Origin of the sequence: Pseudomonas alloputida, from assembly GCF_021283545.2 — a bacterium.
GTDB lineage: Bacteria > Pseudomonadota > Gammaproteobacteria > Pseudomonadales > Pseudomonadaceae > Aquipseudomonas > Aquipseudomonas alloputida.
Window position 1 is genome coordinate 3,103,238 of record NZ_CP128540.1, and the last position, 25,261, is coordinate 3,128,498.

General features: G+C 62.8%; 28 protein-coding genes and 1 pseudogene. 14 read left to right on the forward strand and 15 right to left on the reverse strand.

The features are described 5' to 3' along the window. The first annotated feature begins 16 nt into the window (after positions 1-16). Positions 17-2,071, forward strand: coding sequence for a phenylacetic acid degradation bifunctional protein PaaZ (gene paaZ, locus LU682_RS14135; protein ID WP_010954151.1), 2,055 nt, complete (start codon positions 17-19; stop codon positions 2,069-2,071). Between the two features lie 251 nt (positions 2,072-2,322). Beyond that, entirely contained in the window at positions 2,323-2,493 is a 171-nt protein-coding gene (locus LU682_RS14140) for a hypothetical protein (protein WP_061405658.1), read from the forward strand. Positions 2,494-2,571: 78 nt separating this feature from the next. On the opposite strand, the gene LU682_RS14145 is transcribed toward LU682_RS14140, so the two are convergent. Both LU682_RS14145 and LU682_RS14150 read right to left on the reverse strand, forming a co-directional pair. Beyond that, a complete protein-coding gene (locus LU682_RS14145) occupies positions 2,572-2,841 on the reverse strand; it encodes a DUF6555 family protein (RefSeq protein ID WP_004374494.1) in 270 nt (89 codons plus the stop codon). Between the two features lie 164 nt (positions 2,842-3,005). After that, positions 3,006-3,215, reverse strand: a complete 210-nt coding sequence (locus tag LU682_RS14150) for a con-10 family general stress protein (protein WP_049587877.1) — start codon at positions 3,213-3,215, stop codon at positions 3,006-3,008. Between the two features lie 235 nt (positions 3,216-3,450). Between LU682_RS14150 and LU682_RS14155 the strand changes: the two genes are divergently transcribed. After that, entirely contained in the window at positions 3,451-3,849 is a 399-nt protein-coding gene (locus LU682_RS14155) for an NUDIX hydrolase (RefSeq protein ID WP_010954149.1), read from the forward strand. Between the two features lies 1 nt (position 3,850). Here the strand turns inward: LU682_RS14155 and LU682_RS14160 are convergent, their stop codons facing one another. After that, positions 3,851-4,402, reverse strand: coding sequence for an ATP-dependent Clp protease proteolytic subunit (locus LU682_RS14160; protein ID WP_049587879.1), 552 nt, complete (start codon positions 4,400-4,402; stop codon positions 3,851-3,853). A gap of 259 nt (positions 4,403-4,661) precedes the next feature. Between LU682_RS14160 and LU682_RS14165 the strand changes: the two genes are divergently transcribed. From LU682_RS14165 to LU682_RS14185, 5 genes are read left to right on the forward strand one after another with little or no spacing between them, the layout of a single operon-like run. After that, positions 4,662-5,579: a DUF72 domain-containing protein gene (locus LU682_RS14165; RefSeq protein WP_049587881.1), complete on the forward strand. Its 918-nt coding sequence runs from the start codon at positions 4,662-4,664 to the stop codon at positions 5,577-5,579. After that, positions 5,576-6,349: an endonuclease/exonuclease/phosphatase family protein gene (locus LU682_RS14170; protein WP_010954146.1), complete on the forward strand. Its 774-nt coding sequence runs from the start codon at positions 5,576-5,578 to the stop codon at positions 6,347-6,349. Before LU682_RS14165 ends, LU682_RS14170 begins: the two co-directional genes overlap by 4 nt. After that, complete coding sequence (clsB, locus tag LU682_RS14175) at positions 6,346-7,548, forward strand: cardiolipin synthase ClsB (protein WP_010954145.1); 1,203 nt, start codon at positions 6,346-6,348, stop codon at positions 7,546-7,548. The genes LU682_RS14170 and clsB overlap by 4 nt, the downstream gene beginning before the upstream one ends. Beyond that, positions 7,548-8,501: a lysylphosphatidylglycerol synthase domain-containing protein gene (locus LU682_RS14180; protein ID WP_010954144.1), complete on the forward strand. Its 954-nt coding sequence runs from the start codon at positions 7,548-7,550 to the stop codon at positions 8,499-8,501. Before clsB ends, LU682_RS14180 begins: the two co-directional genes overlap by 1 nt. A gap of 28 nt (positions 8,502-8,529) precedes the next feature. Then, entirely contained in the window at positions 8,530-8,946 is a 417-nt protein-coding gene (locus LU682_RS14185) for a hypothetical protein (protein ID WP_049587883.1), read from the forward strand. 91 nt (positions 8,947-9,037) lie between these two features. Here the strand turns inward: LU682_RS14185 and LU682_RS14190 are convergent, their stop codons facing one another. After that, positions 9,038-9,262: a metallothionein gene (locus LU682_RS14190; protein WP_004576227.1), complete on the reverse strand. Its 225-nt coding sequence runs from the start codon at positions 9,260-9,262 to the stop codon at positions 9,038-9,040. After that, positions 9,259-9,723, reverse strand: a complete 465-nt coding sequence (locus LU682_RS14195; protein ID WP_049587885.1) for a hypothetical protein — start codon at positions 9,721-9,723, stop codon at positions 9,259-9,261. The genes LU682_RS14190 and LU682_RS14195 overlap by 4 nt, the downstream gene beginning before the upstream one ends. Positions 9,724-9,850: 127 nt before the next feature. Between LU682_RS14195 and ligD the strand changes: the two genes are divergently transcribed. The 5 genes from ligD to LU682_RS14220 are packed head-to-tail and all read left to right on the forward strand — an operon-like array spanning position 9,851 to position 15,455. After that, entirely contained in the window at positions 9,851-12,352 is a 2,502-nt protein-coding gene (ligD, locus tag LU682_RS14200; protein WP_010954142.1) for a DNA ligase D, read from the forward strand. Positions 12,353-12,392: 40 nt separating this feature from the next. Further along, positions 12,393-13,436, forward strand: coding sequence for an acyl-CoA dehydrogenase family protein (locus LU682_RS14205; protein ID WP_010954141.1), 1,044 nt, complete (start codon positions 12,393-12,395; stop codon positions 13,434-13,436). Then, a complete protein-coding gene (locus LU682_RS14210) occupies positions 13,433-14,188 on the forward strand; it encodes a PIG-L deacetylase family protein (RefSeq protein WP_010954140.1) in 756 nt (251 codons plus the stop codon). The genes LU682_RS14205 and LU682_RS14210 overlap by 4 nt, the downstream gene beginning before the upstream one ends. Before the next feature lie 11 nt (positions 14,189-14,199). Beyond that, positions 14,200-14,799, forward strand: coding sequence for a class I SAM-dependent methyltransferase (locus tag LU682_RS14215; protein WP_010954139.1), 600 nt, complete (start codon positions 14,200-14,202; stop codon positions 14,797-14,799). Beyond that, on the forward strand, positions 14,796-15,455 hold the full coding sequence (locus tag LU682_RS14220) for a glycosyltransferase family 2 protein (protein ID WP_010954138.1): 660 nt from the start codon (positions 14,796-14,798) through the stop codon (positions 15,453-15,455). The genes LU682_RS14215 and LU682_RS14220 overlap by 4 nt, the downstream gene beginning before the upstream one ends. Positions 15,456-15,476: 21 nt before the next feature. Here the strand turns inward: LU682_RS14220 and ku are convergent, their stop codons facing one another. From ku to LU682_RS14270, 10 genes and pseudogenes are all read right to left on the reverse strand, one after another. Next, positions 15,477-16,298, reverse strand: coding sequence for a non-homologous end joining protein Ku (ku, locus tag LU682_RS14225; RefSeq protein ID WP_060489227.1), 822 nt, complete (start codon positions 16,296-16,298; stop codon positions 15,477-15,479). Between the two features lie 85 nt (positions 16,299-16,383). After that, entirely contained in the window at positions 16,384-16,971 is a 588-nt protein-coding gene (locus tag LU682_RS14230) for a phosphorylase family protein (RefSeq protein ID WP_012052320.1), read from the reverse strand. Between the two features lie 56 nt (positions 16,972-17,027). Then, positions 17,028-18,134: a carboxylate-amine ligase gene (locus LU682_RS14235; protein WP_010954135.1), complete on the reverse strand. Its 1,107-nt coding sequence runs from the start codon at positions 18,132-18,134 to the stop codon at positions 17,028-17,030. 6 nt (positions 18,135-18,140) lie between these two features. After that, complete coding sequence (locus LU682_RS14240; protein WP_049587888.1) at positions 18,141-19,094, reverse strand: methyltransferase; 954 nt, start codon at positions 19,092-19,094, stop codon at positions 18,141-18,143. Next, positions 19,094-20,425, reverse strand: coding sequence for an iron-containing redox enzyme family protein (locus tag LU682_RS14245; protein WP_060489225.1), 1,332 nt, complete (start codon positions 20,423-20,425; stop codon positions 19,094-19,096). The genes LU682_RS14240 and LU682_RS14245 overlap by 1 nt, the downstream gene beginning before the upstream one ends. A gap of 18 nt (positions 20,426-20,443) precedes the next feature. After that, on the reverse strand, positions 20,444-20,641 hold the full coding sequence (locus LU682_RS14250; protein WP_049587889.1) for a hypothetical protein: 198 nt from the start codon (positions 20,639-20,641) through the stop codon (positions 20,444-20,446). 58 nt (positions 20,642-20,699) lie between these two features. Beyond that, positions 20,700-20,825 (reverse strand): annotated as a pseudogene (locus LU682_RS14255) (con-10 family general stress protein); the annotation flags it as partial. A gap of 204 nt (positions 20,826-21,029) precedes the next feature. Continuing rightward, positions 21,030-22,313, reverse strand: a complete 1,284-nt coding sequence (locus LU682_RS14260) for an NTP/NDP exchange transporter (protein ID WP_010954132.1) — start codon at positions 22,311-22,313, stop codon at positions 21,030-21,032. A gap of 4 nt (positions 22,314-22,317) precedes the next feature. Beyond that, positions 22,318-23,229 (reverse strand): aldo/keto reductase, encoded by a 912-nt coding sequence (locus LU682_RS14265; RefSeq protein ID WP_049587890.1) that lies wholly within the window; start codon positions 23,227-23,229, stop codon positions 22,318-22,320. An 89-nt stretch (positions 23,230-23,318) separates the two neighbouring features. After that, positions 23,319-24,182 carry a Dyp-type peroxidase gene (locus LU682_RS14270; RefSeq protein WP_010954130.1) on the reverse strand — a complete coding sequence of 288 codons (864 nt, stop codon included), beginning with the start codon at positions 24,180-24,182 and terminating at the stop codon, positions 23,319-23,321. 184 nt (positions 24,183-24,366) lie between these two features. Here LU682_RS14270 and LU682_RS14275 point away from each other — a divergent pair, with 184 nt between their 5' ends. After that, a complete protein-coding gene (locus LU682_RS14275; RefSeq protein WP_010954129.1) occupies positions 24,367-25,260 on the forward strand; it encodes a bile acid:sodium symporter family protein in 894 nt (297 codons plus the stop codon). The last annotated feature ends 1 nt before the right edge of the window (position 25,261 follow it).

The following is a 25,261-nucleotide window of genomic DNA, read 5'->3' on the forward strand; positions in this document are numbered from 1 at the left end:
CAGCATGGAGAACAGCATGTCTGCCGCCCCTACTCTGCAAAGTTTCATCGCCGGCCGTTGGCTAGGCCAGCACGGCGCCCAGGCCTTGCGCAGCGCCCTCGACGGCCACGTACTGGCCTACAGCCATGAAGAGCGCCCGGACTTCGCCGAAGCTGTGGACTACGCGCGTGCACGCGGCCTTGCTTCGCTGATGGGCATGGATTTCCAACAACGTGCCCAACGCCTCAAAGCCCTGGCCCTGTACCTGGCCGAATGCAAGGAGCAGCTCTACGCCCTGTCGCACCACAGCGGCGCCACCCGGGCTGACAGCTGGATCGACATCGAAGGCGGCAACGCCACGCTGTTCTCCTATGCCGGTATCGGCAGCCGCGAGCTGCCGTCGGGTAACCTGGTGCACGAGGGCCCAGCCATACCGTTGGGCAAGCAAGGCCATTTCGCCGGTAGTCATATCCTGGTGCCACGGGCAGGCGTTGCGGTGCACATCAACGCGTTCAACTTCCCCATCTGGGGCATGCTGGAAAAGTTTGCCCCGACGTTCCTCGCCGGTATGCCCTGCATCGTCAAGCCGGCGACCTCGACCAGCTATTTGACCGAGGCCGTGGTACGCCTGATGAATGCCTCTGGCCTGCTACCCGAAGGCAGCCTGCAGCTGGTTATCGGCAGCACCGGCGACCTGCTCGACCGCCTGCAGGGGCAGGACGTGGTGACCTTCACCGGCTCCGCCGACACTGCCGCGAAACTGCGCGTGACGCCCAACCTGATTCGCAACTCGGTGCCGTTCACCGCCGAGGCCGACTCGCTCAACTGCGCCATCCTCGGCCCGGACGTGAGTCCGGACAGCGAAGAGTTTGACCTGTACATCAAGGAAGTGGTGCGTGAAATGACCACTAAAGCCGGACAGAAGTGCACCGCCATACGCCGTGCGATCGTCCCGGCCAGGCACCTGGATGCCGTTGCCACCCGCCTGCGCGAGCGCCTGAGCAAGGTCGTGGTTGGCGACCCGTCGCTTGAAGGTGTGCGCATGGGCGCCCTGGCCTCCCATGACCAGCAGCGCGATGTCGGCGAGCGGGTGCGCAGCCTGCTGCAGAGTTGTGACCAGCTGTTCGGCGCCAGCGATGGCTTTGCCCCGCGGGGCGAAGGCGTGGCTGAAGGCGCGTTCTTTGCGCCAACCTTGTTGCAGGCCCGCGATCCGCATGCCGAGGGCGGCGCCCACGATATCGAAGCGTTCGGCCCGGTCAGTACGCTGATGGCCTATGACGACCTCGACGAAGCCTTGGCACTGGCTGCCCGTGGCAAAGGCAGCCTGGTGGCGACCCTGGTCACCGCCGACCGCAGCGTGGCCGCCAAGGCTATCCCGGTGGCTGCTGCCTGGCATGGCCGGCTGCTGGTGCTCGATAGCCAGGCTGCCAAGGAGTCCACCGGTCACGGCTCGCCGCTGCCGCAGCTCAAGCACGGTGGCCCGGGCCGCGCCGGCGGTGGTGAAGAGCTGGGAGGCCTGCGTGCGGTGAAGCACTACCTGCAGCGCGCTGCAGTACAAGGCTCGCCGAGCATGCTCACGGCGGTCACCGGCGAGTACGTGCGCGGCGGCGAAGTGATCGAAACCGAAGTACACCCGTTCCGTCGCTACTTCGAGCAGCTGCGTGTCGGCGAGTCGCTGCTCACCCATCGCCGCACCGTGACAGAAGCTGACTTGGTCAATTTCGGCTGCCTGTCAGGCGACCATTTCTACATGCACTTCGACGAAATCGCCGCCAAGGCCTCGCAGTTCGGTAAACGCATTGCCCACGGTTACTTCGTACTGTCGGCAGCGGCCGGGCTGTTCGTGTCGCCCGGCGCCGGACCGGTATTGGCCAACTATGGGCTGGACACCCTGCGCTTCATCAACCCGGTGGGCATTGGCGATACCATCCAGGCGCGCCTGACCTGCAAGCGCAAGATCGACCAGGGCAAGACCAGCCCGCTGGGGCAGCCGCAGGGGGTGGTGGCGTGGGATGTGGAAGTAACCAATCAGCTGGGTGAATTGGTGGCCAGCTATGACATCCTGACCTTGGTGCTGAAAAAACCAGCATGATGTGTAGAAGCCACTGGCCTCTTCTCGGGCAAGCCGTCTCTGACCGGCACTGCACAGCTCCCTCGTAGGAGCGGGTTCACCCGCGAAGAGGCCGGTAGGTGCTCAAGGCACTTGGGATCGATGCACGTACCTGGCTGCAGTGAAGAATTCAGGCATCTGAAACCGTTGGTCAGCGACTGCCAATGCTCAGTGGACCTCTGGCGTGCACCTGTCGCTCTTAATTCATAAGGATCATGAACGAGGACTGCACCATGAATTCCCTACTGCGAATGGGTGGCGGCAATGTTGAAGATGACTGGCCGGAGCTGGAGCCGGATCGACGCAATGATCGGGCAGACGACCCGGATACCGACCCTAATGTGACTGATGATGAGGAAAATCGTCCCGGCGTCCCGGCCAGCGACCCTGAGTCTGGCGCCTGACACTAGGAGTGTCAGCGTACACTGCAGGAGCGGGCACGTCCGTTCCTGCAGTTTCTTTTACCGGTTGCAGGCGAGCTGTTAAACCATCGCCGCCGGATCGCCCACCGACTGGTTGGGCTTGCTCCCCGAAATCCGCCAGCTCACGGCGGTAATGCCGTAACGCTCGGCCATCGGCCGACTGACCTTCCTGATTTTCTCGCGACCGAACTTGGGAATGATGCCAATGCCCGCATCACAACTTGCCCAATGCCAGGCCTCGGCATTGTCCAGGCGTTCCAGGCGGATGATGAAACTGCGCGGTTGGTCATGCAGTTTGTAATCGATTATGTACAGCTGTGGGCTAGGCATCGCAGGGGGCCTCCTCTTCTCCATGGATGACATTTTGATTGATCGGGCGGTGGCCAGAAGATTCAAAATTTTGTCTAACAAAATGTCATGGCGCGATTCCGGGGCGGCTACCCCGAAATCGCTGCTGGGCACCTATGGGGAGCTGTCGTTCAGCGAAAGCCCCCTCACTGGTTGCGGCCTGCGCCGTGGCTATTGCGCCCTCCCTTGCGACCGGCTTCCGATGCCCGTTGGCGGTCGTTGGCAAAGTTGCCGCCAGATGCCTGGCCACCCTTGTGGCCAGCGCGCGATGCCCTCTCGCGGTCATTGGCAAAGTTACCTGAGTTGGTTTCCTTGGTGCCGCCGCGCTGGCGGGTTCGCTCTTGGTCCTGCGCCATGTCGTTTCTCCTTGCGATGGATTGGCTGATCGCATGAATCGATGCCATGCCTAGCTTCCGAGCCCCCGATCGGTCGCTGTGCTCAATGGTTTTACAATCAGCTGACCGGTGGCACTAAAAACAGGCAGGCAGGCTCTTTGCGTGCTGGAAGTGACCGTTCGTCAGCTTCAACGCAACGTTTATTGCCAGCCAGGGCCGAAACTTCATGCAATGAAGGAATTGCCCAGGAGCCTGAATGAAGCCAGTCAAGCATCGCGCCACAATCATTTGCCGGCATGGCAAGCAGCGCCACAAATGGTTGTGGGTAAGAAAGCCCAACGCGCCCTGGACCCTTCCAGGCGGCAAGATCGAGCCCGGCGAGACACCTATGCAGGCCGCCGAGCGGGAGTTGCTTGAAGAGACTGGGCTAAAGGCTGAATCGCTGATTTTGTTGATGCGCCACGAAACGCCAGAGCGGATGCATTACGTGTTCGCAGCGGAGTTTGCCGACGCACCGCAGCCCAAGGCCCGGCATGAGATCTCCGACTGCCGCTTTGCCCACCTGGACCAGGTGGCTGTGGTGAAGGGCGAGATCAAGGCCCTGATCCGCTCCTTGCTGGCTTGTGACGCGAGCACTGCGGCGTCCGTTCGGTAAGCTAGGCGTGCACACTCCACTGCGTTGCGTCTGACGCGATCGGCATCTCGTCGATTTCATGGATCATCCCGTTTTCCAGCGCCTCCCGCGGCGCCAGTATCCTTGGATAGGCCATTAGATAACGCGGTACATCCAAAACCTCGGCCGCGCCTTTCGTGCGCTCCGCCACGATCTGCGCATACAGGCGCAGGTCGTAATCCAGGCTCATCGCATACTCGGACATCCGCGAATGGTCCACCGAACCATGCAAGGTCCAATGAAACGGGTGGAAAAGAAACTTGCTGAAACTGCAAGCCGTGCGTCGCTCTCCGGCAAGGAAGAGGATATTGCCCATGGATTCCACCGTGCCCAGGTTGTGGGTATGCACCTCCACGGGTAATGCCCGCAGAAAGTTGTACAGGGTAAACCCATAGCTGCATTCGCCGCCCATGGTGGCGATGTTCAGTTGCAGAAGCTCGGCACCCTGTTGCAATGCCCGCGAGCAGGTCGTGATCAGGTTGCCGCAGGTTGACGAATTGATCGGTCCGGTGAAGTGGATGATATGTCTGGCCATGCTTGCCTCCACGGGTGGCAGGTCATTGCTTGATCTTTTGCCCATCGTCGCCCAACCCGGCCCTCTGGCGGTGGGCGAAACGCTCGAATGTCATCCTGGCACCCTTCCATGAAACGGGTATGCGGTGGAGACGCCAACTGCCGCAAAGTTCAACTCGGCGTCAGCATTTCCGTTGGTCAAGCGTTGTGAACCCTCGCCGGCCTTTGCCGGTCGCACTTTCAGAGCGACCGAACAAGGAACCGGCAGTGAGGACGGCAGCGTGAGCGATATTCGCATCGGTATCTCCGGGTGGCGCTATGGCCCCTGGCGCAAGGACTTCTACCCCAAAGGCCTGAAACAGGACGATGAACTGGCATTCGCTTCACGGGCGGTGAACAGCATCGAGATCAATGGCTCGTTCTACAGCCTGCAGACGCCCGAGCGCTATCTGGGCTGGCGTGAAGCAACGCCGGAAGGCTTCGTGTTCGCAGTCAAGGGGCCGCGCTATATCACCCATGTCCGGCGGTTGAAGGAAATCGAAGAGCCCGTGGCCAATTTTTTCGCTTCCGGCCCGCTGCTGTTGGGCGAAAAACTCGGGCCGTTCCTGTGGCAGTTCCCCCCTAGCATGAAGTTCGATGAAGACCGTTTTGCCCGGTTCCTGGAGCTGCTGCCACACACACGCAAAGCGGCCCGTGAACGCGCCCAAGGCTGCGCCGAGCGCCTGAAGGGTAATGGCAGCCTTGCCATCAAGGGCAATGCTCGCTTGCGTCACGCCGTGGAAATCCGCCACGAGAGCTTCCTTTGCGAAGCGTTTGTCAAGCTGTTACGCAAGCACCGCGTGGCCTTGGTGGTTGCCGACAGCGCCGGCAAATGGCCCTATGTCGAAGACGTTACTGCCGACTTCGTCTACATGCGTCTGCACGGCGATGTAGAGCTGTACAGCAGCGGCTATACCGCACGCGCGCTGCGCCGCTGGAAGGAGCGTATCCAGCAATGGAGTGAAGGCCGCCAGGCCGACGATGCTCGCCTGATCGTGCCTGGGCCGCCGCCTCGGCGTGCGACACGCGATGTGTACTGCTACTTCGACAACGACCAGAAGGTTCACGCACCCTACGACGCCAGGCGCTTGCTGCAAAAGCTGTCGTTGGACCATGAGCTGATGACCGAGCCAGGCGTGGTGCCGGAGGTGGCCTTGTGAACCGGACCCTGCCCGCCCCACGCTGCATCATCGACAAGGTGACCGCTGTACGCCGGCTCAATGTGCTGACGCTGAATGTGCACAAGGGCTTCACCTTCTTCAACCGGCGCTTCATCTTGCCCGAGTTGCGTGAGGCTGTACGGGCCACCGGCGCCGACCTGGTGTTCTTGCAAGAGGTGCACGGCAGTCACCAGCAGCACGCCTTGCGCCACCCTGCCTGGCCCGAAACGCCGCAGTACGAGTTTCTGGCCGACAGCATGTGGCCGCAGTTTGCCTATGGCCGCAATGCTGTGTATCCACATGGCGATCACGGCAACGCGCTGTTGTCGAAATTCCCCATCAGGCGCTTCAACAACCTGGATGTTTCGGTGCAGGGCAATGAACAGCGTGGCCTGCTGCATTGCCAGCTGGAGGTGCCGGGCCATGACGAGGTGCATGCGGTATGCGTGCACCTGGGCCTGCGGGAAGCCCACCGGCAGCGCCAGGTGAAGCTGATGCTCGACCTGCTGGCCAGCCTGCCGCCCAACGCGCCGGTCATCATCGCCGGCGATTTCAACGACTGGCGGCTGAAGGCGGACGCGGTGCTGAGCGAACACCTGACAGAGGCCTTCGGCACCCCGGCGCGCAGTTTCCCCGCGCGCCTGCCGTTGTTGCGCCTGGACCGCATCTACCTGCGAAACGCGGTGCCGGGCGCAGCCCAGGTGCTGTCCAAATACCCGTGGTCGCATCTGTCCGACCACGTACCACTGGCTGCGGAGATCAACCTGTGAACCGACCTTGGGTAGACGGCAACAGCGTGCAGTTGCTGATCAATGGCGAGCAGTATTACCCCCGCGTGTTCGAGGCCATGGCCCAGGCGCGGGAAGAAATATTGCTGGAAACCTTCATCATCTTCGACGACAAAGTGGGCAAGCAATTGCAGCAGGTGTTGATCGAGGCTGCCCGGCGCGGAGTACGCGTGGAAGTGGTCGCGGATGGCTACGGCACAGCCGAGCTGCCGGCTGAATTCATTTCAGCGATGACCGACGCGGGTGTCAGCTTTCATGCCTTCGATCCACAACCCCGCTTGTTGGGCATGCGCACCAACCTGTTTCGCCGTTTGCACCGCAAGATCGTGGTGGTCGATGGTGAGCAGGCCTTCATCGGCGGTATCAACTACAGCGCCGACCATTTAGGCGACTTTGGTGCGATGGCCAAGCAGGACTATGCCGTGGAGGTCACTGGGCCGGTAGTGGCGCAGGTACATTCAGCCAGTAAGCGCCTGATGTCTCCCGTGCTGCAGCCACCCAGTGCGGTACGCCCCGTTACCGAGCCCGCCGGTAGCAGCAGTGCTGTGTTGATCGAGCGTGACAACGGCATGCGCAGCACCGATATCGAGGCACACTACCTTCAGGCGTTTCGTAAAGCCCGGCAACGCATTGTGGTCGCCAATGCGTATTTCTTTCCAGGCTACCGGCTGATGCGTGAGCTGCGCAACGCGGCCCGGCGTGGCGTGGAGGTTCGGTTGATTTTGCAGGGCCAGCCCGACATGCGCTGGGTACGCGCACTGTCGCGCCTGCTGTACAACTACCTGCTGCGCGACGGCGTGAAGATTCATGAGTACTGCCAGCGGCCGTTGCACGGCAAGGTGGCACTGGTGGACGACCAATGGGCCACCGTCGGCTCCAGCAACCTCGACCCCCTGAGCCTGTCGTTCAACCTGGAGGCCAACCTGTTCATTCGTGACCGGGCCTTCAACCAGCAACTGCACCAGCATCTGCAGACACTGGCCAGCGAGCAATGCAAACCGGTCACCCTGGAGCGCATGATTCGCGGCTACTGGTGGCGAGCACCGTTGATCTTCGTGTGCTTCCACGTGATCCGCCACTTCCCGCGCATTGCGGGCTGGTTCCCTGCGCACCGGCAGCGTTTGCGCTCGGTGCAGCCGGAAGCCGAACCCCAGGGCAACTTGCACGAGGGCAACTCCTGATGGCGCGCAAAAGCTGGCAAACGTGGGGCAAACGCCTGTTCACACTCGCGTTTCTGATCCTGATCCCTGTGCTGCTGTACCTGCTGGCGCGCAATCTGGACTGGAACGAAGTACGTCAGTCTTTGCTCGCCTACAAGCCTGGCACCCTTGCCATCGGCTTGGCGATCGCGTTGTGCAGCTACTTCACGTTTGCCAGTTACGACCTGTTGGCCCGGGCTTACACCGGCCATACGCTACCTGCCCGCCAGGTATTGCCCGTCGCGTTCGTGTGCTACGCCTTTAACCTCAATTTCACTACCTGGGTAGGCGGGGTTGCCTTGCGCTACCGCCTTTATGGGCGGCTGGGCCTGGATACCGCGACCATTACACGAATCCTCACCTTGGGGCTGTTGACCAACTGGATGGGCTATATGCTGCTGGCCGGCACCGTATTTGCCCTGGGCCTGGTCGAGATGCCCGGCAACTGGGCGGTGGGCACTACAGGCCTGCGCCTGATCGGCCTGCTGTTGCTGGCGATTGCGGGCGGCTACCTGCTGGCCTGTGGTTTTGCCAAGAAGCGCACCTGGTGCTGGCGCGACCACGAAGTGACGCTGCCCTCGCTGCGTCTGGCGCTGTGCCAGGTGGCGCTGGGTGCCAGCAACTGGGCACTGATGGCGCTGCTGATCTTCTGGCTGCTGCCGGGCGAAGCGTTCTACCCGTCGATTCTCGGCATCCTGCTGATCAGTTGTGTGGCCGGTGTGGTGGCGCATATCCCTGCGGGGCTGGGCGTGCTGGAAGCGGTGTTTCTGGCCCTGCTGCATGGTCAGATGGCCCAGGGCACGCTGGTGGCTGCCCTGCTCGGCTACCGCACGTTGTACTACCTGATTCCGCTGCTGTTGGCAGTGGTGACCTACCTGATCCTGGAAAAACGCGCCAAAGCCATGCGCCGGCGCGACAAGCCTGCTCAGACCTGACGAGGGCCTTGTGCCCTGGAGGTGGAAAATGCGTGTTCCTGCCTTGATGATGATGGTTGCCAGCCTGGCCAGCGGCCAGGTCTGGGCCGAAGCTTGCAATGTGCTGACTCGCTCCTCCAGCGACGCCGTGACGCCGGTGGAGCGGCACACCTGTTACAGCTACAGCAACATACCCGCCGAAGCGATCAACTGGTCATGCAGCAACGAAAGCAAGGACATGCTCAATAGCGAAAAGAGCAAAATAGCGCGGTGCGCCGATGGGAGTGTCGGCAGCTGCATCGCTCCACTGACCCCCGAGGCATTGGCCAATCCCAAGGCAATAGGTGGCGAGAAGCCGGCGTTGCCCAAGGATGCGCGGGTGATCACTTACTATTACGATACCCCGAGCCTCGGCCAGGCCCGTAGTGACTGTGAGCGAAATAACGGGGTCTGGCAGACCCACTAGGGCAAAAGGCTGGGAGCCAGCGCAAGCCCGCTCCCAGAATTAGATCAAAGGGCGGGGCGATCGCCTGCAAGGGCAGCCCGCCTATTCTGCTTCAGGGCGAGATCGGATCACTCGCTGGGAAGGTTTCATCCAACGCATTGTCCACCGCGCTCTCGCCCGGCTTCTCACCACAATGGCAGTCCTGCATCCGGCAGGGCTCACCCTTGCGGTGGCCGCTGGCGCAGGCCTCGCAGCAATAGGCCTTGCCGTCGCGCTGCAAGGCATTGGCATCCACAGTGCAGGAACAGTGCGTACACGCGCAGCGTTGATCGTTCATGGCTTGCTCTCCTCGTCGTCAATCACTTCATCGGTCCAGGGCACCCCGTCCAGCGGCGCGGATCGGGCCAGTTCGGCCTCGTCCAGGCCAATGCCGCCACCGATCTCATCGGCATCCACCTCGCGCAGACGCTGGTCTGCCGGGCCGCCACTGCCGCCCGGTTCGTGGGGGTCGCGGGCACCGGTTTCGTCCAGCAGGGTGTCCGGGCTCAAATCGTCGTAGGTGACATTGTCCTCATGCAGGCTGTCACTCAGCGCCTCGCCGCCGGTCATGCCACTTTGCGCCACGCGCCGGGGGGGAAACTCACGGTCGACCTCGGCGGCCGGTCGCTCGTCGCCCACACGCCCTTCGCGCTCTTCCAGGCGTTCATCGAAATCCAGCTCATGCACGCTGCCCATGCGGTCTTCGATGTCATCGATTTCGGTGGGAGTGTATGGCTTAGGTGCATCGGGTCGGGTCATGTGCGTTCTCCATCAGGTGGCTTCATTCGGTCGACTACGCCAGCTCACGGAAGATTCAGAGTTTTTTGAACTACCGCCTCGGCCGGCGCCTCCCACCTTAGAGACCTTGATCTGCCCGGAGCCCGCCATGGCCAAGCCCCTGCAGGAATACGCGCGCAAGCGCGACTTCAACGCCACACCCGAGCCCAGCGGCAAACGCAAACGTGGCAAACGGGCCCATGCGCTGCAGTTCTGCATCCAGAAACACGACGCCAGTCATTTGCACTACGACTTCCGCCTGGAGCTCGATGGCACCCTGAAAAGCTGGGCGATCCCCAAAGGCCCGTCGTTGGACCCCAAGGTGCGCCGCCTGGCGGTGCATGTGGAGGATCACCCGCTGGACTACGCCGATTTCGAGGGCCATATCCCGGAAGGCCACTATGGTGCAGGGGACGTGATCGTCTGGGACCGCGGTATCTGGGAGCCTGAAGGCGACGCGCATGAAGCCTACGCCAAAGGCAAGCTGCGATTCCGCCTGCTGGGTGAGAAGCTAGGCGGCGTGTGGAACCTGTTTCGCACCCACCTGGCCGGCAAGAAAGAACAATGGATGCTGGTCAAGTCGCACGACGCCCAGGCGTGCAGCGAAACCGAGTACAGCATTGTCGAGGCCCTGCCCGACAGCGTGCTCAGCGAGCGCACGCTGGTGCCATGCAAATCCGCTGCAAAAAAAGCCACTGCCCCGCGCAGCAGCCGTAAACGCGCCGACAAAGTTCAGGCTGCACCCTTGCCAGCACAGTTACAGCCACAGCTGGCAACGTTGGTGGACTCTCCCCCCAGCGGCGACTGGCGCTACGAAGTCAAGTTCGATGGCTACCGTATTCTGGCCCGCATCGAGGGCCAGGACATCCGCCTGTTCACCCGCAACGGCCATGACTGGAGCAGCAAGATGCCCCGGCAGGTTGCCGCCCTGCGCGCGCTGGGCATCGACTCGGCCTGGCTCGATGGCGAAATGGTGGTGGCTGATGAGAATGGCATGGCTGACTTCCAGGCGTTGCAGAACGCCTTCGATACCGAGCACGACGAACGCATCACCTATTACCTGTTCGACCTGCCATTTCTGGGCGGCCAGGACCTGCGACAGCTACCGCTGCAGAACCGCCGCAATACATTGCGCCAACTGCTTGAGCACAACCATTGCGACGTCATCAAGTATTCCGCCGACTTCGACGAACCTGTCCAGTCACTGCTCGACAGTGCCTGCCGGCTGAAGCTGGAAGGCCTGATCGGCAAGCGAGTTGACAGTGTCTACAGCGGCCGCCGTAGCCCGGACTGGATCAAGCTCAAGTGCAAGCAACGCCAGGAGTTCGTGATCGTCGGCTACACCGACCCCAAAGGCAGCCGCAGCGGCTTCGGTGCCCTGCTGCTGGCCCTGCACGACAACGACAGTGGCCAGCTGCGCTATGCCGGTAAGGTCGGTACCGGCTTCAATGCCACGACACTGGCCAGCATCCACGCGCGGCTCAAGCCCCTGGAAATCGCCAGGCCAGCCCTGCCCTCGCCGCCTGCCGGAGCCGAAGCGCGTGGTGTGCACTGGCTGCGACCGCAGTTGTTGGCGGAAGTCGCCTTTGCCCAGATGACCCGTGACGGCATCGTGCGCCATTCGGTGTTCCACGGCCTGCGCGATGACAAGGCGGCAACCGCCATTGACCTGGAGCGCGCCATGCCCGCAAAAACTGTATCCAACCGCAACAAGCAGGCCAAGGCGTCTGAGAACCTGGGTGAACTGCGGCTGACCCACCCCGACCGGGTCATCGACCCCACCACGGGTGTGACCAAGCGCGAAGTCGCCGAGTATTACGCTGGCATCAGCCAGTGGATCCTGCCACAGCTCAAGCACCGCCCGGTGGCATTGGTGCGCGCCCCGGACGGCCTGGGCGGCGAGCTGTTCTTCCAGAAAAACGCGGGCCAACTGTACATACCCAACGTACTCAGCTACGAAAAGGCCGAGGCCGGCCAGGCAGCGATGGTCATCAATCGCGCCGATACGCTGCTGGGTGCGGTGCAGATGAACATGCTGGAGCTGCACACCTGGAACGCCACAGACAAGGATTTCGATAAACCGGACCGTTTTGTCCTCGACCTGGACCCTGACCCTGCGCTGCCCTGGAAGGCCATGGTGGAGGCGACCCAACTGACCCTCACCCTGCTGGACGAACTGGGCCTGAAGGTGTTCCTGAAAACCAGTGGTGGCAAGGGTATTCACGTGGTTGTGCCCTTGACCCGGCGAGCCGGGTGGGACGAGGTCAAGGACTTCAGCCACGCCATCGTCAATTACCTGGCCAAGCTGTTTCCGGAGCGCCTGAGCGCGGTGTCGGGGCCGAAAAATCGCGTGGGACGCATTTTCATCGACTACCTGCGCAACGGCAAGGGCGCTACCACGGCGTGCGCCTATTCACTGCGAGCCCGTGACGGGCTGCCAGTATCGGTACCTATCTGGCGTGAGGAACTGGCGCAAATCAAGGCCGCCAACCAATGGAACATCACCAACCTGCACGAGCATCTGGCGGAGGTCGACGACCCTTGGGCCGACATGGGCAAGGTACGCCAGTCGATCACCGCGCGCATGCGCAAGCAGCTAGGGCTCGAATGATGATGCCCCTGCGATTGGACACGACCCGGGAGCCACGCCCATGAGCATCGTTCAGGACTTCAACCTGACCACCCTTGACCGCCTTTTACGCACCTTTGGCGAACGCCAGCTACCGCTCAACCTCGATACCCAATTGCCGCAACTGATCCAGGCGCTGCAAGCTGATCACCTCGACCTGCTACCGTTGCCGGGGCAAGGCAACACCTTGCGTCGCTGGCAGACCTTGGCACGGGTGGCCGGCTGTGACCTGGCACTGGCCAAGCTCTATGAGGGCCATACCGATGCCTTGGCGATCCTGGCGGAATGCGGCGCAGCGCACCACGCCAACGACGGCATCTGGGGCGTGTGGGCGGCAGAGCCACCCGATGCGCGGGTCCACATCACAGCGCGCGACGGCGACCAGGTGCGTCTCAACGGCACCAAGGCCTGGTGTTCCGGTGCCTTGCAGATCGATCGCGCGCTGATTACTGCCTGGGATGAGGCCGAGCAGCCGCAATTGGTGGCAATCGAGCTGTCACAGCCAAGCCAGGGCCTGAACATTGAGCACTGGCAGGCCGTTGGCATGGCCACTACCGCCAGTGTCGAGGTGGCGTTCAACGATACCCCAGGCACGCTCATCGGCACGCCAGGCCAATACCTCTCGCGCCCTGGCTTCTGGCAAGGCGGTGCGGGTATCGCCGCCTGCTGGTACGGCGCAGCCGAGGCGCTGGCGGATTACCTGCGTGAACATTGCCGCAAACCTCGCCCAGACCCGCATGCCGATGCGCATTTGGGCGCTGTGGACGCTGCGTTGCATGGCGCCCGTGCGTCACTGCGTGAATGTGCTGCCTGGATCGATCAACAGCCCGGTGTGGATGCCAGTTTCGAAGTTCGCCGCACCCGCGCCCAGGTAGAACAGGCCGTAGAGCAGGTCATAAGCCACGTCGGACGTGCCTTGGGGGCCACGCCGTTCTGTCGCAGCAGTCATTTTGCCCGGCTGAGCGCCGACCTGCCGGTGTTCCTGCGTCAGAGCCACGCCGAGCGTGATCTGGCGATGCTGGGCCAGCAGCTGGCCCAGTTGCCAGCCGGGGTGTGGCAACTATGAGCCAGAACCTGATCCAGTCCGCGGGCGGCACGCCTTGGGCAGCCTGGCAGCAAAGCGCGCACCTGGCGCGTGCGACCTGGCTCGACTCACGCCAACTGTGCCCGCCGGGGCGCCGGCTGGTATTGATCGCGCCGCATCCGGATGACGAAATTCTCATGGCTGGCGGCCTGCTGGCAGGCTTCAAGGGGCGTGAGGATGAGCTGGTGCTGATCTCCGCCACCGACGGCGAAGGCAGCCACCCCGGCTCCAGTCACTGGACCGAACATCGATTGCGCCGCCAGCGCCCCCAGGAAAGCCGACTGGCCCTGCAACAGCTCGACCTGGACCTTGAACGCCTGGACTGGCGCAGGCTCCACCTGAAGGACGGCCAGTTGCCGCGCGAAGAAGCGTTTCTGACCCGTCACCTCACCCAGTTACTGCGCGCCGATGACCTGCTGATGGCCACCTGGCGCAGTGACGGTCATTGCGATCACGAGGCCGTCGGCCGCGCCGCTGCGCAGGCGGCGGCAACCCGTGGGGTGCACTTGGCTGAGGTACCGGTCTGGGCCTGGCACTGGGCTGAGCCTGACGACCCGCGCCTGCCATGGCCCCGTGCGCACCGCGTGCAGCTTGATGAAAGCCGTCTGGCACGCAAGCGCAAGGCCTTGGCCGCCCACGCCAGCCAGCTGCAGCCGGACGGCGAGCAGCCGCCGGTGCTACCGCCGCACCTGCTGGATTGCCTTCTGCAACCTTTCGAACTGGTGTTCCTTTGAATGGAGCTGTCATGAGCCTCGATCCACAGTATTTTGCCGAGCTATACGCCACCAATGAAGACCCTTGGGCCTTTCGCACCCGCTGGTACGAGAGGCGCAAACGCGAGCTGGTGATGGCCAGCCTGCCACGCCAGTGCTATCAGCGCGTGTTCGAGCCTGCTTGCGCAAATGGGGAGCTCAGCGCGCTGCTGGCCGAGCGTTGTGCCGAACTGCTGTGCCAGGACCTGGACCCGACGGCCGTAGGCCTGGCCCGTGAACGCCTGGCTCACGTGCACAATGCCTCGGTCGAACGGGCCCGGTTACCGGGGGACTGGCCCGGCGGCCGCTTTGACCTGATCGTGCTCAGCGAGGTGGGTTACTACCTTGATCCCACCGACTGGCTGCAGGTGATCGAACAATCGGTGGCCAGCCTCAGCTACGACGGTGCGCTGCTGGCCTGCCACTGGAAGCACCCTATCGCGGGTTGCCCGCAGGACGGTCGCGAAGTGCACCGCCTATTGACCCGACATTTGCCGTTGCATCAGCAGTTTCGGCATGAGGAGGCGGACTTTTTGCTGGAATACTGGTCATGCCAGCCAAGCGTCGTCGATCTCGACGAGACGTGCCCATGATTGCCGTTGTCATCCCTGCACATAACGAAGCCCGCCGCCTTGGGCGATGCCTGCGGGCGGTGCTGGTGGCTGCCCGGCAGGCGCAGCAAGCGGGACTGCACGTGGAAGTGCTGGTGGTACTGGACCGCTGCAGCGACGGCAGCGCCGCCGTGGCGCGGCGTTTCGGTGTACACACGCTGGAGGTGGATGCCGGTAATGTCGGCATGGCACGTCGTGTGGGGGCCGCGCACATGGTCGAGCGTGGCGCCACATGGCTGGCGTGCACCGATGCGGACAGCCGGGTCCCGGCGCACTGGCTGCTGTCGCAGCTGGCCTGTAGCGCCGAGGTGGTTTGCGGCACCGTGCATGTCGAGTACTGGCAACCCTGGCAGACAGCCGCGCTGCGCAAGCTGTACCAGAGCCGCTACCAGGCGTGTGAAGGGCATCGGCATGTGCACGGCGCAAACCTGGGGGTTTGTGCCGATGCCTATGAGCGTGTGGGTGGCTTTCAGCCCCTCGCGGCGCATGAAGATGTGCAGCTGGTCAGCGACCTACAGGCCAGCGGCGCCCAGATCGTCTGGACCGCCAGGCATAGTGTGGCCACCAGCAGTCGACGTGACAGCCGCGCCCGCGAGGGGTTTGGTGATTACCTGGCTGGGTTGCAGGCGCAGTCTTGAACTCAATGGCATTGGCCGTGTTCATGAAGCCTTTCGCGTCTTCTTCACCGGTTTCTTGCCACCCAGGCTGCGCTTGAGCAGTTCGGTCAGGTCGAGGATGTCCGCACCTTTCTCGGCCGCCCCTGTGTCGCCCTTCTCCACCGCCTCGATCTTGCCCTTGCTGGCCTTCTCTTCCACCAGGTCCATGATCGTCTGGCGGAAGGTGTCATGATAATCCTCAGGCTTCCAGGGCCCGCTCATGTCCTCTACCAGGCGCTTGGCCATCTCCAGCTCACGCTTCTCCACCTTGCTGTCGGTCACGCTGGCATCCAGCTCCAGCGTTTCCAGCCCGCGCACCTCTTCAGGCCAGCGCAAGGTGATCATCACCAGCGCATGGTCCAGAGGCCGCAGCAGCGCCAAGTGCTGCCGGGTATGCAATACCACGGTGGCCAGTGCCACCTTGCCGGTCTTTTCCAGCGTCTCGCGCAGCAAGGCATACACCTTGCCGCCACGGCGGTCCGGGGTCAGGTAGTACGGCGTATCGAAATGCTGCAGCGGAATATCGCCCGCTTCCACAAAGGAAAAGATGTCGATCGTCTGGGTCGTTTCGGGCCGGGCCTTGCGGATTTCCTCCTCACTGATCACCACATAGCGGCCCTTCTCGAACTCTACGCCCTTGACGATATTGTCCTTGTCGATTTCCTTGCCGGTCACCTTGTTCACCCGCTTGTAGCCGACCGGCTCCATGCTGCGCTTGTCCAGCCAGTCGAAGTCCACGCGCTCGGTGCGCACGGCGGTATTGAGTGCCACGGGGATGTGCACAAGGCCAAAACTGATGGCGCCTTTCCAGATTGCCCGAGCCATGAGGGTGCTCCCAGGGTTGCCTGCTGATACCAGAAGTGACTGCGTCGGGCGACAAAGGTTTAGCTGCCCTGCCCTGCGGCAACCGTCACGCCTGGCTGAACAGCACCCGCTTGAACGCTTCGGCCGCCAGGTGCACTTGTACCGCCCAATCCCCCGCGGCTTCGCTGCCGGCATCATCGGAAATGTATTTAAGGCACACGAACGGGATACCTTCACCCCGCGCGATCAATGCCAGCACGTAGGCTTCCATGTCGACCACGTCGTAAGGCGCGTCGCCATGGTTGATCTCGAAGCTGTCACCGCTGCCACAGGTTTCCACAGCCAGGCCGGGTATTGCCGCCCCGTGTTCGAGTACCACCGGGGTGTCGGACAAGGGTGTTTCATAACGGGCAAAGCCCAGCGCGGTCACATCCATGTCGCGTTGTACGAAGCGGTTACAGCACACGACTTCGCCCTTGCCATGACGCTGGCTGCCAGCCGAGCCCAGGTTGACGATAAGCTTGGGCCTGCGCGTGGCGATCGCCTTGGTCAGGGCGATTGCGGCATTGACCTTGCCAATGCCGGTGAACACGGTGTTCACCTCGGTAAAGACATCGCCAGCCTCGGCCTCAAGCGCAAAGACGAACAGCGTGTCATTCAGGGAAATGTCGGGGAATTGCTTGATAAGCATCATGGAGCAGGTGTTTCCGAGTGGCTGCAAAGGGCGCGGCCATTGTCGGTCAACCCGGGCTAAATGCAAGTCCCGGCAGCCACCACGGCGCGTAGCGCCTGCCCTTTGCCAAGCCCGTCTGCCCTGGCCTGTGCCAGGCAGCGCAATTGCTGATCGGCATGGGTACCATGGCGCAGCACGTGCAGGGCGTGCTGGCAGGCGCGCTCGGCGTCCGCGCTGTCTATGGGTATCTGGGCCTGCAGTTGGGCGAGCCAGCCTTGCGCCGTGACCGGCTGCTGCTCGTGACAACCTATGAATTGTGCGTGGCGCCCATGGCGCATGGCACGCCAGTAGTTCTCCTGGGCGATCCAGCGCAATTCGCGGCTGCAGGGTAGCGGGTCATGGCGGTAGGCAATGCTGTGTTCAACCAGGTGGCGAAACAGTGCTGCAATGCACAGAACGTCTTCCAGATTCGGGCAGCCATCGCAGATGCGCAACTCCACTGTCGGATAGCGCCGCGAAGGCCGGAGTGCCCACCAAAGGTCGCCATCGGCAGCCAGTGCACCGGTTCGCTGCAACAGGGCACGGTAGCGCTCATAGGCGGCCCAGTCGGGCAATGCTTCGGGCAAGCCCATGTGTGGCCACTCACCGCAGATCACTCGGCGATAGCTCAAGTACCCGGTAGGCTGGCCAGCCCACAGGGGCGACGAAGTGCTCAACGCCAGTAACAACGGTAACCAGGGCAGAAGGCGGTTGATCAGTTGCATGCGGTCACAAGCTGGCGGCACGCCAACGTGCACATGCAGGCCATTGAGCAGGCTACGCCTTGCCACATGGCGGTAGTCGTCGAACAGCTGCTTATAGTGCCCTTGTGCCGCGGGCTTCTGCAGCAGCCACGCGGCGCAGGGGTGGCTTGCCGCAGCGTATGGCCCCATCCCCTCTTCGGCCAATGCCACGCGCAGCCGCTGACGGTTGCGCTGGAGAAACTCACGTGCTTCATACAGGTTGGTGAACACCGGCGACGCCAGCTCGATCTGGCTGCGGAACATTTCCTGGGCGAAATAGCGGCCCAGTGCTTCACGGCAGCGCCCCATCACCGCGGGTGACGGTGTGGCCGGAACCTGACCCGAGCCCAGGTTCACCAGTAGGTACTCTTCCTCGATGCCGAACGTACAGGGCCGGATCATGCTGCCTCAGCGGCTGCGGGTAACGGTGAGCGCCACGGCGGCGATGCGCTCGACCTGTTCGTAGCCTGGTTCAGCCAGTTGCTCGCCAAATACGTCGGGGTCGATTTCCCGATACACCCAAGCCCAATCCGGACCGGCCAGACGCAGGCGGATGGCTTCGAGCAAGGCATCGCGGCCTTCGACAATGGCCACCCCTGTGTATAGCAGCAACGTACCGTGGCGGCTCAGCCGATCGCGAGCCTGCTCCACGATACGTAGCGACAGGTCGACGCCTAGCGCGCCGCCACCGTGACGGTAGATGCGGGCGTTGGGGTCAAGCATGTAGGGCGGGTTGGCAACGATCAGGTCGAACGTACCGCTGATACCGTCCAGCAAGTCGCTGGGCTCGACCGACAGGTTACTCACACCCGCCAAGGCTGCATTGATTGCCGTATAGCGCAACGCCAGGGGGTTGATGTCAACGGCGCTGACCTGAGCGTGCTGGGCGGCGCGAGCAATCAGCAAGGCGCCCACCCCGCTGCCACAGCCGATATCCACTGCATGCTCGACCCGCGCGGGGCAGTGCTGAAGGTGCTCGTGAATGACCTGGGCAAAGCGGTAACTGTCCGGGCCGAAGAACACGGCATCGCGGGCGTCGGTTGGAAACGCCGAATGCAGCAACAGAAATTCATCCAGGCTGGACCAGCGTACCGTGCTGATCAGCCGTTCACCCTGGGCACCCAACGCCTGCGCACGTTCGAGCAACAGTAACTGATCTGCCGACAGCAAACCTGGCTCGAAAGGTCGGCTCCAGCCGAATATATCGCGCAGGGTGCTGGCCTGCCCGCAGCCCTCGCGGGCATTGACACGCGCGTGGGTGGCGGGTGTCACGCAGGTAAAGCGGTATCCATCGGCGCGCAGGCGCTGTCCCAGTTGTAGCAACGCCTGGTCTGCCTCGATTTGCCGGTGAGTGAGCATCATCAACGCGGTTCCTCCTGGCGCAGCCCGGTTACGCGCATGTAGGCGCGCGTGGCACACAATCCGTCTGGGGTGGCGTGGCGGTTGCCGGCCATCCTCTGGATCAAGGCCTTGGGGTCCATATTCAAGGCGTCATAGGGTATATCTTCAGGCTCCTCAGGCAGCCCCCAACTGCCAGGTGATACGCGGCGGATGGACGGCTGCCAATCGTCGGCGATCCAGTCATGCCATAGCTGTTTTTCATAGGCGTTGAAAACTCCGAACATCGCCGCCGTCGGCCCGTCGATCAGCGTCCACCAGCGGCTGTTCGCTGGCGGCTGCCCTCTGCGGATCCAGCCATGAGACTGTAATGCGGCAACGAATGCGGGCATGGCGCCGGGTTCGGCCAGCCATTGATTGATCGTGCGCTGCTGCAGGCGGCAATGGTCGGCATGCATCAATTGGCCATAGACCCGCTTGCGTTCAAGGGCTGCAAACAGTTCGCCTTGCAGGTCGAACTGGCGGATGAGGTCTGGCGTGGCGATACCCCGGTCATTCAGGCGGTAGCCTAAGCGCGCCCTGGCGTAGAACGCCTGCGGATCATGCGCGGGGCTTAGCTGGTTCAGCGCCTGAATTGCCAGGCGGGCGTGGCCGCTGGCGGCATTGTCGATGGTCCCATGCAGCTGAAAATACTGCCCGTCGATGCCCAGTTCGGCCAGCTCGTACGTGGTGATCAGCAGATGCAGCGGTGGCTGCTCATAACCGAGGTTGTAGCCAACCACCTCTGGCAGGTGAGTGTCGCAGTGCTGCCCCAGGGCAAGTTGCAGGGCCCCTTGCAGATACCGCGTGTCATCCAGGGGCATGGCCTCTACGCAACCCAGGCGAGCAAGCAGGCGCTGATAGATCAGCACATGGTTGCAGCGTGGATCACCGTTGCCGAGCTCTTCCAGATAGGTGCGAATCAGCCCGTGGTAACGCGGATCGCGCCAGTGATGCAGGGTGCCCTGTAGCCAGGCGCCATCCACGGCCTTGGTAGGCGCAACCTGTTGCAGGAACCACAATGCGTGGGCGCGGTTGGAAAAGTAACGCCGGGGCATACCTTGACGGCGTTGTGCCCGGTAAACGGTGTAGGCCTTGGCGACCTCGGCGGTATGCTTCTTGCTCCAGGCCGGCAACTCGGCCGGTGTGTCGGGCAAGTCGTCCGGCATGCTCGCGGCACCCGCCAGTTGTTCCTCCAGCCATGAGCCGCTGCCAGCATCCTGGCCTGCGAGCAGCGCTTGGTAGCGTTGTCGCAGGCTGGTCGATTCGGTGACCACTTGCGCAGCGCTTGCAGTATTGCGGTTCATCACCGTCATACCGTGCTCCTTGTCTTCTTACTGGCTCGGCTTCTGCCCCGGCATCGGCTCGGGGTCGGGCGCAGGCTGCGGTGCAGGCTTGGCATCAGGTTGCTGCATCTGCAGCGAAGGTTTACTGGGGTCGGAATCTTTACCAGGGTGGTCATTGTCGCGGTCGAAACAGCCGCCGACCAAGCTCAGCGAACCCATCAGGATGATCAGTGGAGTCAGGCGCATGGAGTACCCCCTTGGATAATTGCAGTGCCAGGTCGCCCCGGCACTGCGCCTCGGTCAGTTACGAACGGCCGCCCTTGTGGCCCGACTCGCGGTCGTGGGGCATGTTGCCGCCCGAGGACTGGCCGCCTTTGCGACCGGCTTCGGAGGCTTTTTCACGGTCATTGGCGAAATTGCCCGGGTTCTTGTTACCGCCTTGGCTGCCTTGTTGATTGCCGGTGCGGCTGTTGTCTTTAGTGGCCATGGTGTTCAAACCTCATATGACTTCGGAATGCACGGCAAGATGCCGTACACAGATTCGGAGTTCGGCGATATCGGCAGATTCGCTTTATTACGAGAGGTTCGGACCGGTGGCGTTAAATAAGCGGCATCGCCATATTTGGTGCGCGTGTCAGTGGTGCGGCGGGCTATCCATGCGCGCCTGCCGGCGGCCCAGCCAAGCGCCTGTCGCGCCCCAGCCCACGGCAAGCAACGCGCCGATGAGCATCGCCAATTGCGGGTGTTCGCCCATCACGTCCAGCGCACGCTTGACCCAGCCGCTCAGCGCATCGCCGCCACGGTAGACCACGGTGTCGATGAAGTTCTTGGCTTTGTACTTGTCCTCGGCGGACAGCACAGTGAACAGCATCTCCCGCCCTGGCCGCACCAATGCGTATTCACCTGCCCGCCGCACCACCATCACCACCACAAACAGGGCGAACACCGGGGCCAGTGCCAGCCACAAGAAGCCGGCAGCCATTATCAGCGGCACTGCAACCAGCAACACACCGACACCCAGCCGACGGGCCAGACGCCCGGTAAGAAAGACCTGGGTGAGGATGGCCAGGGCCTGCACAACCGTGTCGATCAGGCCGAACACCTGTGTCTGCCGGGTGCGGTCAGTGAAGGTTTCGCTGACAATACGCGCCTGCTCGAAGTACAGGAACGTGCTGACGCTGGCCAGCAATACCACGAACAAAGCGATGCCTAGCAGATAGGGCGAGCGCAGTACGGCGCTGGCGCCGGTAAACGGGTTGCCACCCAGTGGCCGCGAGCCCTGGTGTTCGGTTTGCATCGCAATGGGTTGGCGTGCTCGCCAGCGTTGCAGGAACAGTGTCGCGCCGATACTGCCCAGCAGAAGCACCGCCGCTAGCACCAACAACCCGGCATGGCCGAGCGGCGCCACCAGCAACGTGCCAAGCACGGGGCCACTGAGCCCGCCCAGGCTGGCCCCGGCTGCCAGCAGACCGAACAGCCGCTTGCCCTGGGCGGTGGAAAACAGATCGGCGAGCACGCTCCAGGCCAGCGAGATCGTCAGCAAATTGAACACCGACAGCCAGATATAGAACGCCCGGGCGGTCCAGAGGTCGTCAGGGTTACCGGCCAACAGTGCCGCGAACAGCAACAGGTTGCTGGCGAAAAAACCATAAGTCCAAGGCAGGATATGCCTGCGCTGCACCCTGGAGGCCAGCCAGCCAAACAGCGGCAGGCACGCCAACGTGGCAATGAAGGTGCCGGTGAACAGCCACTGCAGGTTTTCCACGCCACCGGCAACGCCCATGGTTTCGCGTACCGGGCGCAGCATGAAGTAACCAGTGAACAGCAGGTAGAACAGCAACAAGCCGGCGATGACCGCCGGCCCCTCACCAGGCTGAATGTTCAGCCCTTGGTCCAGGCGCCGCCGCCAGGCTTGCATGATGTCAGGCAAACTGTGTGATCAGCGCCTGTTGCTGCGCTTGGGTGAGCATTGGCTCATGCCCGGCCTTGAGCTGATCGAGCTGGCGGTCAGGCCGACTGGTAGCGGGTATGACCGTGGTCACTGCCGGGTGGCTGATGGCGAACTTGAGAAACAGCTGTGCCCAGCTGCCGATGCCTGCTTCGGCGGCCCAGCCCGGCAAGGCCTGGCCTTTGACCCGGGCGAACAGCCGGCCATCGTCGAAGGCCCGATTGATCAACACCGCAACGCCCTTGTCCTGGCACAGCGGCAGCAGTTCCCGGGCAGCGTCCGGCGCATTGACCGAGTAGTTGATCTGGATGAAGTCCAGCGGCTCGCTGCGCACGATACGGGCGACTTCGTCGTGGCCACTGTTCAGGTAATGGGTGATGCCGACATAACGTGTCCCGCCCTGCTGCTTCAGCTCGCGGGCATAAGGCAGCTGCGTCTGCCAGTCACGCAGGTTGTGAATCTGCAGCAAGTCGACCTTGTCGGTGCGCAGGCTCTTGAGGCTGCCGGCCCACTGCGCTTGGGCTTCAGCCCGGCTATTGGCGGCGATCTTGGTGGCCAGGAAGCACTGGCGGTGCCAGCCGCCCTCTTCCAGCAACTGGCCGAGAATGCTGTCGGCGCCCCCGTAGTTGGGCGAGGTGTCGATCACCCGGCCGCCGCCTTCGAAAAATGCCTTGAGCACCGTTTTGAGCTGAAGGTACTGGGGCGAACCGTTTTCTACCTCGAAACTGCCCGAAGTACCGGCACCGATCACCGGCAACGCTTCACCGGTGGACGGGACTTTGCGCGCAAGCAAACCCGCCGGCGCGGCAGCGTGCAGCCAAGGGCTGGCGGCGGCCAGCAATCCCAATGTTGCACCTGCGCGTAGGACTTCACGACGTGCGTACATGGAAAATCTCCCGTCATGAATCGGAAATTTTCAAGCCTAGCCGCTCTGTCCCTCGCCTGCGGGTGTTTCTGTATCTGGATGTTTAGAGATCAGGCCCGCAGCAAGGGGCTTAGATCGACACCCGTCTCGCTCATTGGCGGGCACCAGTAGTAGCCCCCCGTCAGCGGGCGGCTGAAGCGGTACAGCCCGTCGATGATGCCGTCTTCCAGGCCACTCATGCGCCGCAGCTGCACCTCGAATGCCTCGAAACTCTTGCCCAGGGCGACGAAAGCCAGGCCGGCGCCGCGTTGGTCGGCCCAGGATACCGAGCGACGGACCATGAACGCCTCGGGTTCAAAGCTTTCCTGGGCGGTGCGCTTGACGTGCGCGGACGCGGGGGCGTCGTCGAGTTCTTCGTTATCGCTCAAGCGACGGCCGATGATGTTGTCCTGGTCTGCCTGGGGCAGCGACTTGAAGTATTGCAGGTCGTGCTTCCACAGCTGGAACGCGGCAAAGCTGGAGCCATCTGCGGCAATGGCCGCTTGCACCGCCTCTTCGTCTGTCGGGTTTTCGGTGCCGTCTTCATAACCGGTAAGGTCATGGCCGCCCCGGTGCAGGAAGCCATCAACGCTGTCGGCCAGGCTCAGGGCGGGTGCCAGCGCCTGCTCCAGGGCCTGGGTGCGCAGCAGCAGGTCGCCACGTTCGTCGCCACGCAGCCACAGCCACAGGGCGTGTTGGGTGCTGGGGTTCTCAACCGCGGCATCCAGTAGCGGGAACGGGCGCAGGCCTGGTATTTCCCGGCCCAGGGCCTTGGCCAAGGGGGCGCCTACGCCCAGCAGCAACTGTTTGCCATCGACCTGCGGCAGCAAGGCATCCAGCGCGGCAGGCAACGCCTCGGGCGACTGCAGGGTGAAGAACAGGTGACGGGCGTGGGCCGGCACCGGGGTGGCAAGCAGACCTTGCTGGAACGGCATATCAGGCTAATCCTAAGGTAAAAACGGAATGCTACTTCGCCAGCATGCCTGCTGCAATGCGGCATGCAGCCTCGCCAGCCGCTGCACGTGGTAACAAACGGTTACCAAGAGCTGGCCCTTTGCAATTAGCTATCAATCAAGGCCGACCTACACTGCTTCAGATCCTTCGCCCGAGATACCCCTCATGACCGCCTCGCCCCTGCTCACTGCGTTTCTGCCGCTTGCCCTGGGCATCATCATGCTTGGCCTTGGGTTGTCGTTGACCCTGGCTGACTTCGCGCGCGTGGTGAAGTATCCAAAGCCCGTGGTGGTGGGCCTGGTGTGCCAGATCCTGCTGTTGCCGCTGGTGTGCTTCCTGATCGCCAACGGCTTTGGCCTGGAATCTGCCCTGGCAGTGGGGTTGATGCTGCTGGCTGCTTCGCCGGGCGGTACCACGGCCAACCTGTTCAGCCATCTGGCCCACGGTGACGTGGCGTTGAACATCACCCTGACGGCGGTCAACTCACTGATCGCGATCCTGACCATGCCGTTGCTGGTGAACCTGTCGCTGAGCTGGTTCATGGCCTCGGACCAGGCTATTCCACTGCAGTTCGCCAAGGTCATGCAGGTGTTCGCCATCGTCTTGCTGCCGGTGGCGCTGGGCATGCTGATTCGCCATTTCGCCCCGGCGTTCGCTGCGCGCATGGAAAAACCGATGAAGCTGGTGGCTGCGCTGTTCCTGGCCTTCACCATCGTCCTGGCATTGGCCAAGGACTGGCAGACAGTGGTCGAGTACGCACCGGTGGTGGGCCTGGCGGCGCTGCTGTTCAACCTGCTGAGCCTGACGGTGGGCTATTGGGTGCCGCGGCTGTTGAACATTTCCAAGCGCCAGGCGATTGCCATTGGTATGGAAATTGGCATCCATAACGGGACCTTGGCGATTGCCCTGGCGTTGAGCCCTTCGCTGCTGAACAACGCGACCATGGCGGTGCCGGCTGCGTTGTACAGCTTGATCATGTTCTTTACCGCGGCCGGGTTTGGCTGGTGGGTGAGCCGCGGGCATGTGGCGGCTGAGCCCAAGGGTGAAACCGTGAACTGAT